The sequence below is a fragment of the Bacillus sp. FSL M7-0558 genome (assembly GCF_038003245.1).
GTDB classification, from domain to species: domain Bacteria; phylum Bacillota; class Bacilli; order Bacillales; family Bacillaceae; genus Bacillus; species Bacillus pumilus.
The window spans coordinates 2,874,541-2,891,988 of record NZ_JBBOOU010000001.1; the positions used below are offsets into that span (position 1 = coordinate 2,874,541).

Below are 17,448 nucleotides of genomic sequence, written 5' to 3' on the forward strand. Positions count from 1 at the left end.
TTTACGATTCAAACATTTTATGACACCATTCAATGGCTTCTATATAACATCCGTAGGCTTCTTGCTTCGGGAGATTCCCATCTAACATCTCATGATCCCATTCATTTCGTTCAATCCGTTTGGCTACACCGAGTACAAATGAATAATCATTTTCATAGCCAAGCAGTGCCTCGCCAACTTCATCAGAAAGCGGCAGCTCTTTCACAAGTTCTGTGATATCTGCCCTGACAAGTGTATCGATGAGAGAAAACATGCCTGTCAGCATATAAGAGGCTGGGTGCTCTCGTTCGGTACGACTCGCAATCAGTTCACACGTTTTCGCCCGAATGAAGGACATTTTGATAATTTCTTTTTGGCTTGAATTGGCTTGAACATTCAATTCTTTAAATGAAAGAATAAAGATCCAGCGCCGAATTTCATTAAACCCGAGCAGAATAATCGCCTGCCGGATACTTTTGATTTGATAAAGACGTCTCATGCCGCCTGAATTGAGCATTTTTAATAATTGGTATGATAGCGAAAGGTCACTTTCAATAAAATGGGTCACGACCTGGATATTCGGCTGTTCCTTGCTCAGCTCATTTAATAGCTGGTGGTACGCATGGAAGCTGGTTGATAATGCTCGTCCTGATATAACATGCGGCTCACTAAAGAAATACCCTTGAAACAAATGGAAGCCGGCTTCTAGCGCTTCTTCATATTCTCTTCGCGTTTCCACCTTTTCTGCAAGGAAGCGAAGTCGATATTTTTTATAGGTATGTAGAATATTTCTACGTTCTTTCGATGTAGTCTTTAGAAAGTCAATTTTTAAAATATCAATGCAATAGAGGAGTTCGTCAAGCAACTTGTCACTGAAATGTGATCCGCTTAGAAAAAAATCATCAAGTGCAATCGTATATCCCCATTTTTTTAACTCCTTACATCTCATAATAAGAGCCGGGGTAATCGGGACATTTTCTAATATCTCGATCACAAGCTGATGCGGATCAAAATAGGTGAGCAGATCAGACGAAAGTAAGCTTTCGGTGAAATTAATGTAGCATCTTTTGCCTTCTGTCAATGTTTCGATGCCGATATTTAAAAAACTGTTAATAATGAGGTCCGTTGTCGCTTTGTCACCATCTTCAGCGCTATATGTATTGGTTTCACTATCTCTATAAAGTAGCTCGTATGATACGACTTGTTCTTTTCTGTTAAAAATAGGCTGTCTCGCAACAAACACCCTCAACTGCTCCAATCCTCCTTTATGCAATGACAAACAAGATGTGCTTTCAGTATACCAAATGATTGCGCTTATGGTTCAATTTGAATCGGTGAAAAAATAAAAAAAGAGATCACCTGACTGGATGATCTCCTTTTCTTCCAACGTTAGCTTTCATAAAGCTCTAGTTTAATTTTATTTTTCACGTCATGGATAAACTGCATCTTGTTATCCCAGCATTTTTGACTCAAATCGACTGGATATTCTTCTGGTTTGCTGATTCGTTTATATTCCTCCCAGAAAAGTCCGAGGCTATCCTGCACATAGGCTTGAATCGTTTGAATATCCGGATTGTCATATACAAGTTTTCCTTGTTCGAAAATCGGGACATGTAGATCCTTCGCCATAAAGTTTGTGACAAATTTGCTGATAAATGTATGCACAGGGTGGAACATTTTTAGCTTATCCTCACTATGAACATCTTCCTCTTCGAGCGCAATGTAGTCACCCTCTGAGTGATGATTCAATTGGTTGATAATGCGGTACACACGTTTACGTCCTGGTGTTGTCACTTTCTCTGGGTTGGACGAAATTTTGATGGTATCATTCATTTTGCCGTTTTCTTCAATGGACACAAGCTTATACACTGCACCGAGAGCTGGCTGATCAAATGCTGTGATCAGTTTTGTTCCAACACCCCACACATCAATTTTGGCACCCTGTGCTTTTAAATTCATGATGGTATGTTCATCGAGATCACTTGATGCAATGATTTTTGCGTCATGGAATCCAGCTTCATCCAGCATCGTTCTAGCTTTTTTAGACAAGTAGGCAAGGTCACCACTATCAAGTCTGACACCAATAAAGTTGATCTTGTCTCCGAATTCTTTCGCTACCTTAATGGCATTCGGAATACCGGATCTCACGGTATCATACGTATCGACTAAAAAGACACAGTCTGTATGGGTTTCAGCGTATTTTTTAAATGCCGTATATTCATCACGGTATGCTTGTACAAGTGCGTGAGCATGTGTTCCTGACACTGGGATGTTGAAGCGCTTCCCAGCACGAACATTACTTGTCGCCTGAAAGCCGCCGATGAGTGCCGCCCTTGCTCCCCACATTGCTGCATCCATTTCATGTGCACGTCTTGTTCCAAATTCTAGTGCTGTCTCGTCTTCAATGATTCCTTTAATCCGAGCTGCCTTTGTTGCAATCAACGTCTGGAAGTTCACAATATTCAGCAAGGCGGTTTCGATTAGCTGCGCTTCGACAAGCGTTGCCTCGATACGCATAATTGGTTCATTTGCAAAGACAATTTCGCCTTCCCGCATTGAATGAAGGGAGCCTGTAAAGGATAACCCGCTTAAATAATCAATGAAATCGCTTTTATAACCGAGTTCGTCTTTTAAATACGCTAGATCACTTTCGGTAAAGGAGAAGTCCGATAAATACTCAATCGCTTTCTCTAAACCAGCAAATACAGCGAAGCCATTGTCAAATGGAAGCTTTCTGAAGAAGAGTTCAAACACTGCCTTCTTCTCATGAATGCCGTCTCTCCAATACGTTTCTGCCATGTTAATTTGATAAAGGTCTGTATGTAGTGATAAACTGTCGTCAATAAACCGATGCTCCAACTTCCATTCTCCTTCCCTTACTTAACCACTTTCGCACCAAGCGACTGCTCAAAGTGAGAAAGTGCCCACTCGTGCCCCGCTTCATTAAAACTCGCTACAGCATTCTCGTGAATCACAAGTTCGAAGCCTTTATTGTACGCATCAACAGCTGTATGAAGTACACAAATATCGGTACATACGCCGGCTAAATGAAGTTCAGTGATGCCACGCTCACGCAGTTTCATTTCTAATTGAGTGCCTGCAAAAGCAGAGTATCTTGTTTTTTCCATATAGTAGACATGTTTTAAATGCTTTGACGTGTGAAATAGTGAACTTAGTTTTCCATAAAGTTCAATTCCCTTTGTCCCGCGAATATTATGGGGCGGAAATAACTTTGTCTCTGGATGATAAAGGTCTTGCTCCTCATGATGATCGACTGCAAAGACGACAAAGTGCCCTTCATCAATAAACGAAGAAGTGATCTCTGTGATCTTAGGCTCTATCGCCTGTCCAGGCTTTCCGCATGTCAATTTTCCATCGTCTGCAACAAAATCAACGGTATAATCAATACAAATCAATGCTTTGCCCATCCGCATCTCTCCCATATGCTCTTTTGACTCATTATAGCTTATTCATTTCACTAGGGAAACCTATTCAACAGATTCGTGAGAAAAAGCCTTTTGAAACAGCTCATCTTCGATATAGATGTGCTCTTGATTGACCGCATTCGGCAGCTCTATCACAAGACCAAAAGGAGAATGTGCCTCATGATGATTCACCACTTTAAAGGAACATCCAGCGGCATTAGCCATTTTCACATATTGAGAATAAGAAGCATAGGACAACTCACCATTTAAAAGAACAGTGGCCTGACGGTTGGCCTTTAATATTTGTTCGACCTCTTGATACGGTTTATTTCGTGATACCTGTCCCTTTGTCAGGGCAAGAAGCGCTCGTTCCCTTAATGAACCGAGAAACATTCTTCGTTCATCGGGTTTTGTTTCAGCATGTCCAAATATCCCTTGCTGCAAATAAAAGTCTACGGATTCTTCTTTCATCGCTGTTTTCACTCCTGGTTTTAAAATTTACATTTCTGTGACCCAGTGCACAATCTTTAGTGCAAGTTCACGGGCTTCGTCTGTTTCTGCTCTTTCCATTAAGGATTGCTCAAGCGTATGGATCAGCTGCTCTTTTTCGTCCTCGTACGCAATGGAAATACTCCATTCAATATCAGGTACGGCAACAAGCGTTTTATATTCTTTTTTATTTTCATGTAAATATACATTGTAGGTCTTTGGCTGCCGGCTTGTGATGTGTGCTTTTCTAATTTTCATTTAACTCTGTTCACACCTCTTTTTTCTTCTTACTTCCATATCCATTGTACCATAAAAAAAGACAGCTTCTGAAAAGGAATACCCTTTCAAAGCTGGCTACGCATTGAAGCTCTTTTGCTGACTAATAAGATTAGAATCCCAAACAAATGTGACGTTTGGACTGTTAAAAAATTGGACGAGGTCCCCTGCATTATAGGTACCTGAACCACCGGCGGAGTGATCAACACTTTTTGGTGAAATAGCAAAAACATCACCGAAATGTGCCGCCCCATTTCCGTACACACGATCTATATGAATAGGTCCAACAATCGCTGGCATTGCTCCACCACCTTTTCTATCCACATCATATGCCCAGCTCAACAATACGTGTATCACAAATAAAAAAAGACAGCTGATATTTGATCACCAGCTGTCTTTCTATGCATTAAATGATTGAGGCTGGCCAAACAATGTGAAGTCCCAAAGCATCGTCGCATTTGGATCACTTGTAAGAGACATATAATCACCGGCATTAAAGGCTCCCGCCCCGCCAGTAGAGTGGTCTACAGCTAAAGGGGCAATGGCCAGTACATCACCGAAAGTAGCTGCACCGTTTCCTCCTAATGACTCGATATGAATAGGTCCAACGATTGCAGGCATCAAAATCTCCCCCTATCTGCTTATGTCAATCATCTTATGCAAAAAGGGAAAAGTTGTGCATTTGTCCTATACGTTTAAATGTTGTTCTTTACGAGACCGCTGACGCAGCTGAACCAATCTGACAATATTCAGGGTGATGGCTTTGAGCAGTGCATAGACAGGAACCGCAAAGATCATGCCAAGGATACCGCCAAAGCTTCCTGCCCCAATTAATAACAGGATAATGGTCAAAGGATGTGTATTAAGGCGTTTCCCAATGATCAATGGAGAAATAACATTTCCGTCAATTTGCTGCACGACAAGAATCACAATCACTGTCACCACTGCTTTTCCAGGCGAATCAAGAAAGGCAATCAGCACAGCTGGTGCCGCGCCAAGATATGGTCCAAGGTATGGAATCACATTTGTGACCGCAATGATAATACCGAGAATAAGCGCATATTTCACACCAATTAATAAGTATCCAATAAAACAAGCGACTCCGACAAACAAACAGACAATAATCTGCCCCTGTATGTAAGCTGCGAGCGTGTCGTTTAATTCTTTGAAGATCTTCAGCCCTTCCTTGCGGTAAGGCATTGGTAAGAACTGAACGAGCTTGTCCGGAAACTTATGCCCGTCTTTCAGCATATAAAATAAAATAAATGGAACTGTGATGACGGCTAAAGCAATATTCGCAATCACGCCAAACACCGCAGACATGCTTGAAGCAATGTTTTCCGGTAATGCCTTTAATGTCGAAACGACCGTCTGTTCAAACTTTGAGACAGACACATAATCTTGGCTCATCATCCAAGTAAATGTTTTAGAATGCGAAAAGTCATTGATAAATTTCTGCATGTCCGTCACATATCCAGGGAAGCTTTTGACAAGTCCGCCTAACTGCGTGACAATGACAGGTCCGGCAGCATTGACGATGATTGTGATGAGTCCGATGAACAGGAGATAAATGATCAGGATAGCGAGTGTCCTAGGCATTTTCTTGGACAAAAATTGAACAATTGGATTAAAGATGAAAAAGAGAATACCCGCCAGCAAAATGGGGACAAACAGTGTTGATGCAAATAAAATAATCGGCTGAAATAAAAACGAAACCTTTGTTGATACATACACAATGAGTAAAACAAGTAATATTTGGAATGTCCAAAAATGAACTTTAGATTTTAACAAAGATGCTCCTCCTGTTACGTATTGATCTTATTAAAAAACTACTATTCAACCCACCATCTGTCAACTGCTTCTTGTTTTTAGAACCTCATTTTTTGAAAAAAAAAGAACAATTGGTATATCATGCACTTTTTCTAGATATACATTCTATAAGCATGAAAAAAAGCAGACACCTATGCGTCTGCTTGTTACACTCTTTCACTGTGATCAGGCATCACCGACACGATTTGCTGGATCCGCACATAAAAAACTGATTTCGCCCCCGCTTCTATGACAATATGATCCGGCATGACTTCCTTCAATTTCCCACGGACCGTATCTTTCACTGTTTGCACAATTAATCTCATACCGACCACTTTCTGCAATGTTTGATAAACATATGGATCAACTAATGAAACAAGCTGTGGACTTCCTTGTTGTGCCATACTACCCGCCCCTTTACTTGTGTATTTACCCACAGCGTATGCATGAACCCATGTGAATGTCACTCAGGGCAATCCCACAACATTAATACCATATTTTAACAATTGGTACGTTTTTACATTTTTTAGAAGTATAATAGATTGGTGCTGCCAACCATTTAAAACATTTGAAGAGGTGAATTGTCTTGAAAAAACTCATCTGTATTGTTGCTGTCATGCTCTTTCTATCCTCTGCATGTTATGCGCATGCAGGGACAATTGGAGACCCACCAGGGACGCCAGGAAAGTGGTTTAAAGGCGAAGAGCCCGTTCAAAAAGACGGATCAAAACCACCACTTGTTTTTGTTCATGGCATTAACAGCTCCTCCTCCACTTGGTCCAATCGAAACGATATGGCAAAGCAGGCTGTTTTGAACGGATACGAAAGCGCATTCATAGATTTGCACCCAGATCAGGACATGAAAAAGAACGGCAAGCTATTAGCGGAAAAGCTCAAAGAAATCTATGATTCGTTTGGTAGAAAACTCATTGTGATTGGTCATAGTAAAGGCGGGGTCGATACACAGTCCGCCCTGGTGTATTTCAAAGCCCATCCCTATGTGGAAAAGGTCATTACTCTCGGCTCTCCTCATAACGGGACACCGCTTGCGGATCTAGCGTATAGCAAGGGCGGAAGCTGGCTGGCGGAAATTCTTGGACAAAAAAGCGACGCGCTTTATTCTTTGCAAACCGGTCTAATGACGGCTTTTCGAAGTGAAACGGACCAGCTAGAGGCGTTCCCCAATAAATATGTCACCTACTCTGGTTCGGAATGGGGAACATTTGGCGGTGCGCTGTATTTAGGTGGCATGTATTTAAAGAGCTTTGGTACAAATGATGGTGCCGTCACGGTAAACAGCACAAAACTATCATATGCAAACAATATTTTAACAGGAAAATGGGATCACTATTCAATCAAAAACGGCACAAGTATGTTTCCTGTGTTCCAGCATCAGCTGCTGGCAAATGCCGCGAGCGCTGAAAATAAACATAAAGAGGAACAAGAGCCCGTTTCTGCTGAGCTCAATACAGATGTTTATGTGAAAGGTGGAGAAAGTGAAAAGGATAAAACAGAAGCGTTCTATGTAGAGGAAGGAACGAATGGCTTATCGATCCAGTGGTTAAATGAAAGGCAGGAGACGCAGCCCGAAATCATTGCCCCAAATGGAGATGTCTTAACAAACCTTAAGACATCGGAAGCATCTTTCCCATATGAAGGCGCATATTCACACCATGTGAAAATCAATAAACCCGTTCCTGGAAAATGGACGATTCAATCGAACTCAGGAAAAAGAGCTCCTTATCTGCTGCTTGTAACCTTTGATTCACCATTAAATGAAGAAATTAAAGAAGCTGCTTCGAAGTCAGGAGATGCATCGACCCATTCAAGCGGTCTGATTAAACGGTTAAGCAGAACGGTGGAAACCACTTACTTTCAAGATGCAAAAAAAGATCATCCATTGAAAACAAGTACCTCATCAGCCGTTCAATTGAAAAAAGAAGGTGCTTATTCTGTCACGGTAAATTACACTGGACTCACTGCGTCAGGGACATCTGCGTTTAACCGTACCGTTATTCGCACATTGTATGTCGATCAGCACGGAACGATTCATGGTGACATTCCATATTAAACAGAGCGTTTCATGGGCTGAAGTGCCTGCTGCACTTTCTGATCCAAATCAGCAATTTTTTTCATTGCGAGTGATTCGTCTATTTGTCTGTAATGGTGGTGTCCGCCAGGCTCTTCATCCATTTCATCTGCTTTCTTCACAATTTGTTGGAGTGTGTCCTTATGAAGGTCGCCCTCTGGCAAATAGGAATCTGTATGAAGCAGAATCGCAAGTGCAATATCTTTGGCTGCTTTTGGTTCCTCCCCGAGCCGTATGAGCAGTTTATGTGCCCGCTCCGCACCTTTAATGGCATGAATATCATTTCGTCTATATGTCTCGTAATCCCATTCTCCGCCGGCTGTATACCATTCATAATGGCCAATGTCATGTAAGAGCGCTGCTTTCACAGCCAGATCTGGGTTAATCCCTGCATTCATCGCCAGCTTGAATGCGTGATAAGCACAAGCAATCGCATGGGCTTTTCCTGAACGATTTAAATATTTTTGAGCAACTGGATGGGTGTAAACATCCATTAATGTAACCTTTCTCATGGAGACCCCTCCTTATCTATATTTTTAGCATCCTAACATATTCTGAAAAGAAACTCAAATGTTCTGTTATATTTTCTATGAGTCTCAAGATTAGCTTATGTCAAATTGGCCGGTTTTGCTTGTACAAGACGGAAAAAAGCAGTCGTTATGACTGCTTTTTCACATGCTCACGTGCATCGTATACACAGCCGCCAGCTGGATCACCCGCTAAAAGATCGAGCAAAATACCTGCGACTTCATCTGGACTCTTCAGTGTGCCTGTTTCATATAATTGCTGAAAACGATCAATTTGTTCGAAGTCCTGTTTTGATGATTTCCGAATCTCTCCTTGCATATCTGTATCAATCGTGCCTGGGGAAAATGAAAACGTGTTGATTGGATATTCCTCGTCCTGCTGTTCCTCATGCAAAGTCCTCATAAACATATCAAGTCCTGCCTTTGAGCTGCAATACGCACTCCAGCCTTTATATGGATTTTTCGCCGCTCCAGAAGAAAGGTGAACAATCGTTTTCTTTCCATTAAATGATTGAGTCTGCTTAACAAACACATGGCTCAGCAAAACAGGAATCACAAGATTCAGCGTATAATGCTGATGAAGCGTATCCTGTCCGCCTTGCCCCACACGCTTGATAGGTGTCACCATGCCTGCATTATTGACGAATAAGATGTCATCAGCTGCTGTCAGTGTTTGCGGCGTGAGACAATCTCGAAGCCATTTGGCTGCTGCTTGCTCATCTGTCAGGTCGACCTGTGTATGTGTAAGCTTCGGATGAGAAATTGGTGATGCACTTCTTGCTGCCGTGTACACATGATCTCCGCTTGAAAGCAGCCGGTTCACAAGTGCTAGGCCAAATCCTTTTGATCCGCCTGTAACGATTGAAACTCGAATGACAATCTCCTCCCTCGATAACTCTATTTTACGTAGGGAAACGGTACGACTTCAAGCAATCTGCACAAAGAAAAACCTGCCTCTTTTTAAAGAGACAGGCTATTTCTTCTCAGCCTTCACATTCACCTTTGGAATTAGAATGACCATCACAACGATGCCAAAGACGATTAAGAAACCAAAGATGATCGGAAGCAGTGCGGATGACTGCTTCTCATAATCATCTCCAGAAGGTGCCGATACAGCGGCATCACGAAAAGAGATATTCATCTCTTCCATCATGTGAGCTGATGTTTTGGGCGGATTCTCTTTTAGATCACTGAAAAGCTGCGGAGAAAGAGACCCTCCCGGAGTTTTAGGCGGTTCAGCAAAATGAATGTCTGTTTTAACTGTTGATGTCTTTTTGCTTTGTTCGTATTTCGTTTGATCCCTCAATATACTTGAGTTAATATTGAGTTCTTTTTCTTGATATTCATTCGGCTTGACATTTGTATCCGTATCTTCACCAGCAGCGAAAGCAGCAGGAATGAGGAGAAAAAGGGACATGACACCAAGTGCCATCCCTTTCACGAACAGATTAAGCCTCATGAGTCACATCACGTTCCTCCGTTTTATCTTTCCATAGCTTTGTCACAAGCGGGATGGCCATGAAGAGGACAGTTAAAATCACTAATCCTATAACCCCCATTCCAAAGTGATCTCCATTTCCATATTGGATGGACAGGTACACGTCTGTCACTGGATTTGTGAAATGGAAATTCGGCATCACCAAATCAATTAATGGTGCGACAAAGAAGAAAATAAGCGCCGTTGCTGCCATCCATCCGGCAATAGAGCCGAAAAGGAACGCCGTGCGAATAAAGGCGGAACAAGCCACTAATAGTAAAATCGTGAAAATGGACCACTGAATCGCTTGATCATCTGCAAGCTTGTAAATGTTCAGTCCGAACAAGCTGATCATGAGTCCGACTAATAGATTTAAGATGCCAAACAGTGCACCTTTAACCAGCATCGGAGCTGCCGCATAATACGAGCTGAAAAAGCCAATTAACAAACTACTGATCATCACAATGACCAAAATGACCACTGGCGGTACAGTCTGCGTTTTTTCTTCTGGTACATCACCGCTAATTTTCAGCGGATTGGCTAAGTGATTATACACATAGTTGCTGTTGCCTTGATCGCTTAATGTGTTTCCTAAAATACCCTTCAAATCTTGCTGAACAAGCTTCGTGGAATGAACATTCTTGCTCCAGTTTTCATTCAGCGTATCCGCTTTTTCTTGGACCGTTGTCACACTCTCTTCAATGTTATTCGTATAATCCGCCACCCCTTTTTGGCGGTCGGTTAACGAACTCATATTTTCAGAAAGTCGAAGCACTTCCTGACCAATTGAATCCTGTGCACTGACAACAATAGAACTGCCTGCAAGGTCTGCCGTATACACTGCATCTCCTTGATCAGCCATTTGCTCCGCAACATTGTCCGCACTTTCAGAAATTGTGTTTAATTCCTGTTCCATGCTTGCCTGCTGAGTCGAAATGTATTCTGCATAGCCATCTGAAAACTTCTGCATCTCATCAATAAAAGTAGACACATCATCGTTTGACGTCAGCATTTGTTTTTTAAGCGTATCCCAGTTTTCTGTTTCCTCTTTTTTGATGGAGAGGATGGACTGGATATTCTCTTCTTTTGTGTCTAGTAAAGAAGAGTTATTAGATGGTAGATAGACATTTGCAATCATCATCTCTAGCTGGGAGAGTTGATTGGAATACTCCATTAATTTTTTAGTGTTTGTTGATTTTGTATCAAACTTTCTCTCAAAAAGATTATCATTAAATGCTTTACCAATCGGTGAGTTACTGCGCTTCAGCTCATTTACTTTGCTTAAAATAGCGGATTCCTGATTTTTGATTTCATTTGGAATCACATTATATCGATCTTGTAACCATAGGAACATCTTTTCAAGCTTTTCTACTTTTTTCGTAAGTTTCTCAAGCTCTTTACTCATTTGACTCACTTTGTCTTTCAATTCGTCATTATGAGCGGAAGCTTTTTCTTGAATTTTCTTTTTCACTTCATCTAAGCGGGTTGAGAGTGCTTTTAGGTCATCCTGCGATGAATTCTTGTTGCCGGAATCTGGCTGAGCAGGATTTTCGCCCGCTTCACCTTCTTCCCCATCTCCGGTCGAAGGCGGTGTCTCTTGTTCTCCTAATTGATCCGCAAGGTCGTTCATTTCTATTGAAATTTGCGAGAGCTCATTTGTTTCTTCATCTAGGTTAATCCCAATCTCTTCTGGGTTTTCATTATCTTGATCTGATGGCCCGTCATCTTCAGAATCAACTGGCGGCTCAGGCTCATCCATCAACTCTTGCCGTTTAGCCAATAGCTTTGTCTGCAAGGCTGATATCTTATTTCGATAGTCTTCTAAGTAACGCTCTTCATACTTTTTAATCAGTTCTTCCTGAGACTCCTGAACAAGCTTAGTTAATCCCGTTGATTGCTTAGGAATAGCGTCCTCTCTTGACTTTTGAACAGATTGGATGGCGCTGTCCGTTGTGTTTAGCTGACTTTGTACGCCGTTGATGTCTGTTTTGAGTCCACCCATTTGATCACTAAAGCTGCGGGCATTTTGGTTTTGGATATCAGCGAGCTGTTTGAGCCCCTGCTGGATTTGTTTTTGATTTGTCGATTGCGCTTTGATCAAGAGGTCCTTTTGTTTGTCTTGATACTGCTGGTATTGATCGACTACTTTCACAAAGTCCTTTAACTGGTTCTTTGCTTCTTCTGTTGTACTCAGACCATCTTTATATTGTTTCTGCGAGTCGGTCATCGCATTTTTTAATTCTTCTATTTGTTTCTTCTGCTGCTGAACAGCGTCTGATAGTTTGTTTGAGTTCGGCTTATAGAAGTTATACATCGTGTTTTGGAATTCGACTTCTTTGCCGACAATATGCTCAAACTCTTCTCTGACATTGCCGATTTCCTGTGATACAAAGCTCCAGTATAAAGTCGACATCTGTTCATTCATTTTCTTTTGCGCATTTTCCAGCTCTCTTTGCACTTTCTCTTTATTGACTGAATTGAGCTGATCTTGAATGGAAAATTGAATGGATGCCTTTTCAGGATGATCTTTATCATAGCTCAGCACATTTTTAGAGAAATCAGACGGAATATAGAGGACAGCGTCATACTTTCTGCTTTTCAGTCCATTTTCCGCCGCACTGCGGTTCACTACGGTCCATGTATAATCTGGACGCTCTGATAATGCGGCGACGACATCCTGTCCGAAACGAGCGGTGTTTTCACTTTCGCTCGCTCCCATATCCTCATTGACCACAGCAATATTACGTGTGGCATTCTTTTTCTGTTTTGCCGGATCATCTCCAATAAGGTGGAAAAATAAAACCGGCAGAACCAGAATCAATATCATGGTCGATACGATTTTGATGGAGCTTTTTTGCTGCTCTGTCATTGAACACTCTTCCTTTCTACCGCACATAAAGGAACCTGGATTTTCTTCTCTTTCCCGTTTTCAACCAAATACCCGAAGCCTGGCTGAATATCTGGTTCTTGTCTTGCATACGGAAGCGGTATGATGTTTTGCTCTGATTTTTTCATGAGTAACATGGCATGACGAACTTGTTTGATTTCGTTTGTGAGTGCATCATAGCCTTTACTGAATTCGGTATGATTTCCTGATGCGATCAGGCTAAAGCCTAGGTGTGCATATGACTTCATGAAATCAGCCAATTGATCTTGAAGACGCGGGTCGATTGTCTGCTGAAAACGCGTAATGCCATCAATCACAAGCACAATTTGAGAGAACGACAACTGATCAGTCTCTCCCCGGCGCACAGCTTCGACGTACATCTCTTCACGCACCTTGAATAAACGGTCTATTTCCTCAGCCCATTCGGTGATATCACCTTTTGTTTCAAGGTAATCAATGTTCTCTTCTTTTGCATAATGAGAGAGACCCCGATCAATCGAATCAAAGACGGCTAGCTTCTCAGGTTTTGCTGCTAATAGCTGATCAAGCATCAGTTTTGTCACATTTGTTTTCCCTCGCTGCGTTTGACCGATGATGAGGCAGTGTTTATTCTTCTTCAAGTCAAAGTAAACAGGAGCAACAGATTCCTCATCTAGTCCGACTGGAATGTCATACGGCTGTTTTTGTTCTTCTAAGCGACTTTCTAGCTCCAAAATGGTTAGTTTATCAGGAAGCATTGGTACAGGTTTTGGTTTTTCAGCTGATGCAAAGCGATCATGAAGAAGCTGGATCTCTTGTTTCAAATGCTCAAACAGCTCGAGGTCGTTATCTCCTTCAACTGGTAGGAACATTTGTGCAAAGTAAAGCTCTTCTTTGTTGATAATAACTCGTCCTGGAATCGGCTCTAAGCTAAATTTCGGTCTGCCAATAATCGAGTACGCCTCTCCTTGATCCATTAAGTAATGGACGACCTTTGTTTTCAAGTTGTTCATAAGAGATTGACGGACTGCGTTTACCCGAGTCGCTGTAATTAAGAAGTAAATTCCTAATGATTGTCCATCACGGCTCAGCTGGATAAATTCAGATTCAAGTTCATGCATTTCGTCTTTGACAATGTCAAAGTTGTCGATCACGATGAAAATGAATGGGAGCTTTTTCTCATTTAAGGCGTTGTACATTTTGATATGACTCATTTCTTGCTGCCTGAATAAACGCTTGCGGTATTCAACCTCTTCCCGCAGACGCGTCATCGACTTTTGAATCTTTCTCATTTGATCCATTAAGAAATAATCCGCCGTGTGCGGCAGCTTGGCCAACGGAAGCAATGTTCCATTTCCGAAGTCATAAATATACGCATGCCATTCTTCAGGTGAATATCTCTCCGCAAAGCTCATGAGTAGTGTTGTTGCAGCAAGTGATTTTCCGTAGCCAGAGGAACCAAAGATCCCAATGTTCCCATCCTCCATCATTTGATAAGAAAGTGGATGCTGGCTTTGCTGATCTGGCTCATCGACAAGCGCAAAATGGAAGACATGCTCTTCACTCGACGCGTAACGTGATTTTGGAATCCGTTCTTCGAGCGGTGGAAGCCAAGGACTTGGGAGCTTCTCAATCCCAAGCTCCTGCTGCATACGTTCAATTTCATCCACAACAGCAGAAATCTCCGACACTGTCTCTTTTTTCACAGCCGGCTCTGTGCTTACCCCTGATAACGGAATAAGTCCAGTATCAGTCACAATGGCAATGTCATCTTCTGATCCGTAGCCATCTTCCATATAAGGCGCACCGCTCCAAGCTGATTGGAACAATTCATAGATTTCATTGTTTCCTACTTGTAAGTAGCCACGGCCTGTAACGGTAATAGACGCCGCATCACTATTTTTCAATATCTCCTTACTGTCTGACGCATCTTGTACTTTTAATGCGACCTTAAAGCGGGAGTTACTCCAAATCTGATCATCAATGACCCCGCCTGGCTTTTGGGTAGCCAAAATGAGATGAACGCCGAGGCTTCGGCCGATACGTGCCGCACTGACAAGCTCTCTAATAAAGTCGGGCTCTTCACTTTTTAATTCAGCGAACTCATCAGAGATTAAGAATAAATGAGGCATTGCCTGTTCAGCCTTTTTCTCCTTATAGAGCTTCGTATAATCATTGATGTGATTCACATGATATTGATCAAACAAGCGTTGTCTTTTCTTCAACTCACTTTTAATTGAGGCAAGCGCCCTTTCACTAAAGTTCTTACTGCCTTCAATATTGGTGATCGTGCCAAGTAAATGAGGAATATTCCGGAACGGCTGCGCCATTCCGCCTCCTTTATAGTCAATCAATAGAAATGCGACTTCATGCGGATGAAAGTGTACAGCGAGCGATAAAATGTACGTCTGTAAAAATTCACTTTTCCCTGATCCTGTTGTTCCCGCCAACAGGCCGTGCGGGCCATGTGCTTTTTCGTGCAGGTTCAGATCCACAATGTCATTTTTCCCTTTATAACCGATTGGCACAGAGAGTGATTTGGCCGTTTCTGATGTGAGCCACTTTTCACGAATACCAATCTCGTCTACCTGTTTGGCATGAAAAAGATCAAGGAAGGAGACCGTTTCAGGAATCGAATTGGTCATGCCAACTTGATGATCTAATGTTCTCAGCGTTCTGGCAAACAGCTCATTGTCCCCGCGCTCATGTGTATCAAGCTGAAATGGAATTCGGACGGCTTTCTTGTGCTGAATGAGAATATCTCCTTCTTCCTCGTTAATATAACGGACAAGCGTCGAGATATTTTCAGCTAAGCTTTCCTTTGTTTCAGCAGCAAAAATAATGGAGATGCCAAGGTCCGTTCGGCTGCCTTCTAAATATTCTAAAATCACATGTTCCGCAATGAGCTCATGATTTGTCACGATAAACACAAAGTGAGGCGTAAAGATCTTCTTCTCTTTTTCTTCTTCTAGATCACGCTCACGTAAAATTTCATAAATGGAGGACAACAGCTGATCACGTGTTTGTTCGTTGTAAATGAACCCTTTGCCGTATGTATGAGGCAGCTGGAAATGCGGAAGCCATTTCATCCATTCCCACTTCTCATACTCCTGCTCATGAAAAATAAAGACAAATCTTAAATCATGATAGCTGTGCGAGAAAGCAAGCTGTCCGACAAGCTGATGAAGCTCCTTTTTCACAATGGCTGGCTTTCCAATCAATCCAGTTGGGCCATCGGCAAGACCGAATGTGATGGGTACATCCTTTACTTCACGATAGACCTGTTGCATGTGCTGCGTTTGTTCCATTAATTCATCGATATCACGATTGGCCATATCGCCGCCGCTCATCGATAGTTCATAGCTTGACGGGACTGCGCCCGTCCCAAGACGCAGCTGCAAGAAATCATCACTCATCAGTGTTTTTTCCCAAATTCGGCCGCTAATTTCTGACGTTAAATACTTCATTTGTTCAAATGACGGATAATGATACGTCAAAATATATTGCTGGCGGTCGTAGAGCTCTTGCAGCTCTTTTCGTTTATTTTCTAAGTAAAGAGAATAGACTCGCTGCCGTTTCTCTTCCCTTCTTTTGCGTTGTGATTTCTCTTTAAAGTATTGAACAGACGATGTGATTAACGTCATGATAAACATCGCCATCGACACGACAATAAAGATCCCGCGCGGCTGGACAAGAGCGACAATTCCCATCACAAGAAGCATCACAAGCGGCGGGAGGACAACAAGCCAAAGCCCTCTGCTGTTATTTTCACTCTCCTGCGAAGGAAAGCTAAAGGAAACCCGGTCATCTGGCAGATCATAAATTAAACGCGGTGTTCGTCTATATAAAGGATATTTTTGTTTTGTTTCTGTGCTTGGTGCTCTTGTTTTTTCCAAACGTGTTTGAAATGGTTCATATGCAGTCACCTGCAATAAATCATCCTCTTTCAATGTCACCGTTAGGAAGTTCCAGAACAGCTCATCTCCAGCATCAATTGTCTCTGGACCGTGAATTTTTTGCCCGTTCACATAAATCGTTTCGTCCTGAGGCATGACATACCAAGTTCCTTCGATTTTCTCCAAAGTAAATTGGCTCGCATCTTGAAACATGGAATGCGCTTGTTCTTTCCACACATCGATATCATCTTTGTTCTCACGTGAAAAAGACAGCTCGACTCTATTTCCTAGGTAATAAATGTGTTGATCATGATGTGCTTCCATTAAAACAAGTGTCAGTGTACCAAGCTTATATGGTTCATGTGGAAGTAATGTGCCTTTCTTCTCTTCACCCTGATAAATGGAAAAGCCATCATTCGGTTCATCAGGAGTTAAACGGATGACCCCTTCATCAAACGAAAGTGAAGGGATTGTCACCGTATGCTCTATTTCAGGTCCAATCACAGCTTCTCGATTGAACTGCTCGTCTAAACGGACGGTTTGATAATCCTCCTCATAAAAAACCCAAAGAAGACTCAAACGCTCCACCTCCTCATGGGACAGCACCAACTGTCA

General features: G+C 42.1%; 15 protein-coding genes. 1 reads left to right on the forward strand and 14 read right to left on the reverse strand.

Annotated elements, in window-relative coordinates:
- Position 1: 1 nt before the first annotated feature.
- The 9 genes from MHB79_RS14680 to MHB79_RS14720 form a co-directional block, all read right to left on the reverse strand.
- Positions 2-1,228 (reverse strand): EAL and HDOD domain-containing protein, encoded by a 1,227-nt coding sequence (locus MHB79_RS14680; protein ID WP_050944044.1) that lies wholly within the window; start codon positions 1,226-1,228, stop codon positions 2-4.
- 140 nt (positions 1,229-1,368) lie between these two features.
- Positions 1,369-2,838 carry a nicotinate phosphoribosyltransferase gene (locus MHB79_RS14685; protein WP_285859960.1) on the reverse strand — a complete coding sequence of 490 codons (1,470 nt, stop codon included), beginning with the start codon at positions 2,836-2,838 and terminating at the stop codon, positions 1,369-1,371.
- Positions 2,839-2,855: 17 nt separating this feature from the next.
- Positions 2,856-3,407: a cysteine hydrolase family protein gene (locus MHB79_RS14690; protein WP_003213138.1), complete on the reverse strand. Its 552-nt coding sequence runs from the start codon at positions 3,405-3,407 to the stop codon at positions 2,856-2,858.
- Between the two features lie 60 nt (positions 3,408-3,467).
- Positions 3,468-3,875 (reverse strand): YueI family protein, encoded by a 408-nt coding sequence (locus MHB79_RS14695; RefSeq protein ID WP_050944045.1) that lies wholly within the window; start codon positions 3,873-3,875, stop codon positions 3,468-3,470.
- A 27-nt stretch (positions 3,876-3,902) separates the two neighbouring features.
- Positions 3,903-4,151 carry a YueH family protein gene (locus tag MHB79_RS14700; RefSeq protein WP_034660684.1) on the reverse strand — a complete coding sequence of 83 codons (249 nt, stop codon included), beginning with the start codon at positions 4,149-4,151 and terminating at the stop codon, positions 3,903-3,905.
- Positions 4,152-4,247: 96 nt separating this feature from the next.
- A complete protein-coding gene (locus MHB79_RS14705) occupies positions 4,248-4,469 on the reverse strand; it encodes a spore germination protein (RefSeq protein WP_050944046.1) in 222 nt (73 codons plus the stop codon).
- 99 nt (positions 4,470-4,568) lie between these two features.
- Positions 4,569-4,790 (reverse strand): spore germination protein, encoded by a 222-nt coding sequence (locus MHB79_RS14710; protein WP_106029262.1) that lies wholly within the window; start codon positions 4,788-4,790, stop codon positions 4,569-4,571.
- A 66-nt stretch (positions 4,791-4,856) separates the two neighbouring features.
- Complete coding sequence (locus MHB79_RS14715) at positions 4,857-5,960, reverse strand: AI-2E family transporter (RefSeq protein WP_050944047.1); 1,104 nt, start codon at positions 5,958-5,960, stop codon at positions 4,857-4,859.
- A 185-nt stretch (positions 5,961-6,145) separates the two neighbouring features.
- On the reverse strand, positions 6,146-6,382 hold the full coding sequence (locus tag MHB79_RS14720; RefSeq protein WP_003213721.1) for a YuzF family protein: 237 nt from the start codon (positions 6,380-6,382) through the stop codon (positions 6,146-6,148).
- 182 nt (positions 6,383-6,564) lie between these two features.
- Here MHB79_RS14720 and MHB79_RS14725 point away from each other — a divergent pair, with 182 nt between their 5' ends.
- The gene (locus tag MHB79_RS14725; protein ID WP_340990065.1) at positions 6,565-8,049 is read left to right on the forward strand and encodes an esterase/lipase family protein; all 1,485 of its coding nucleotides are present in this window, start codon (positions 6,565-6,567) and stop codon (positions 8,047-8,049) included.
- On the opposite strand, the gene MHB79_RS14730 is transcribed toward MHB79_RS14725, so the two are convergent.
- From MHB79_RS14730 to essC, 5 genes are all read right to left on the reverse strand, one after another.
- Positions 8,046-8,579, reverse strand: a complete 534-nt coding sequence (locus MHB79_RS14730; RefSeq protein ID WP_212045495.1) for an HD domain-containing protein — start codon at positions 8,577-8,579, stop codon at positions 8,046-8,048. The two genes, MHB79_RS14725 and MHB79_RS14730, sit on opposite strands and share 4 nt — an antisense overlap.
- Before the next feature lie 145 nt (positions 8,580-8,724).
- A complete protein-coding gene (locus MHB79_RS14735; protein WP_340990610.1) occupies positions 8,725-9,468 on the reverse strand; it encodes a (S)-benzoin forming benzil reductase in 744 nt (247 codons plus the stop codon).
- 99 nt (positions 9,469-9,567) lie between these two features.
- On the reverse strand, positions 9,568-10,053 hold the full coding sequence (gene essA, locus MHB79_RS14740; protein ID WP_050944050.1) for a type VII secretion protein EssA: 486 nt from the start codon (positions 10,051-10,053) through the stop codon (positions 9,568-9,570).
- Complete coding sequence (esaA, locus tag MHB79_RS14745; protein WP_340990067.1) at positions 10,043-12,940, reverse strand: type VII secretion protein EsaA; 2,898 nt, start codon at positions 12,938-12,940, stop codon at positions 10,043-10,045. Before esaA ends, essA begins: the two co-directional genes overlap by 11 nt.
- Positions 12,937-17,412, reverse strand: a complete 4,476-nt coding sequence (gene essC / locus MHB79_RS14750; protein ID WP_340990068.1) for a type VII secretion protein EssC — start codon at positions 17,410-17,412, stop codon at positions 12,937-12,939. Before essC ends, esaA begins: the two co-directional genes overlap by 4 nt.
- Positions 17,413-17,448 lie beyond the last annotated feature (36 nt).

What these genes read in the sequence shown, in the direction of transcription:
- MHB79_RS14730 (WP_212045495.1), bottom strand. Translation starts at nt 8,579, where the DNA reads ATGAGAAAGGTTACATTAATGGATGTTTACACCCATCCAGTTGCTCAA.
- MHB79_RS14695 (WP_050944045.1), bottom strand. Translation starts at nt 3,875, where the DNA reads ATGAAAGAAGAATCCGTAGACTTTTATTTGCAGCAAGGGATATTTGGA.
- MHB79_RS14710 (WP_106029262.1), bottom strand. Translation starts at nt 4,790, where the DNA reads ATGCCTGCAATCGTTGGACCTATTCATATCGAGTCATTAGGAGGAAAC.
- essA (WP_050944050.1), bottom strand. Translation starts at nt 10,053, where the DNA reads ATGAGGCTTAATCTGTTCGTGAAAGGGATGGCACTTGGTGTCATGTCC.
- MHB79_RS14690 (WP_003213138.1), bottom strand. Translation starts at nt 3,407, where the DNA reads ATGGGCAAAGCATTGATTTGTATTGATTATACCGTTGATTTTGTTGCA.
- MHB79_RS14705 (WP_050944046.1), bottom strand. Translation starts at nt 4,469, where the DNA reads ATGCCAGCGATTGTTGGACCTATTCATATAGATCGTGTGTACGGAAAT.
- esaA (WP_340990067.1), bottom strand. Translation starts at nt 12,940, where the DNA reads ATGACAGAGCAGCAAAAAAGCTCCATCAAAATCGTATCGACCATGATA.
- MHB79_RS14700 (WP_034660684.1), bottom strand. Translation starts at nt 4,151, where the DNA reads ATGAAAATTAGAAAAGCACACATCACAAGCCGGCAGCCAAAGACCTAC.
- MHB79_RS14720 (WP_003213721.1), bottom strand. Translation starts at nt 6,382, where the DNA reads ATGGCACAACAAGGAAGTCCACAGCTTGTTTCATTAGTTGATCCATAT.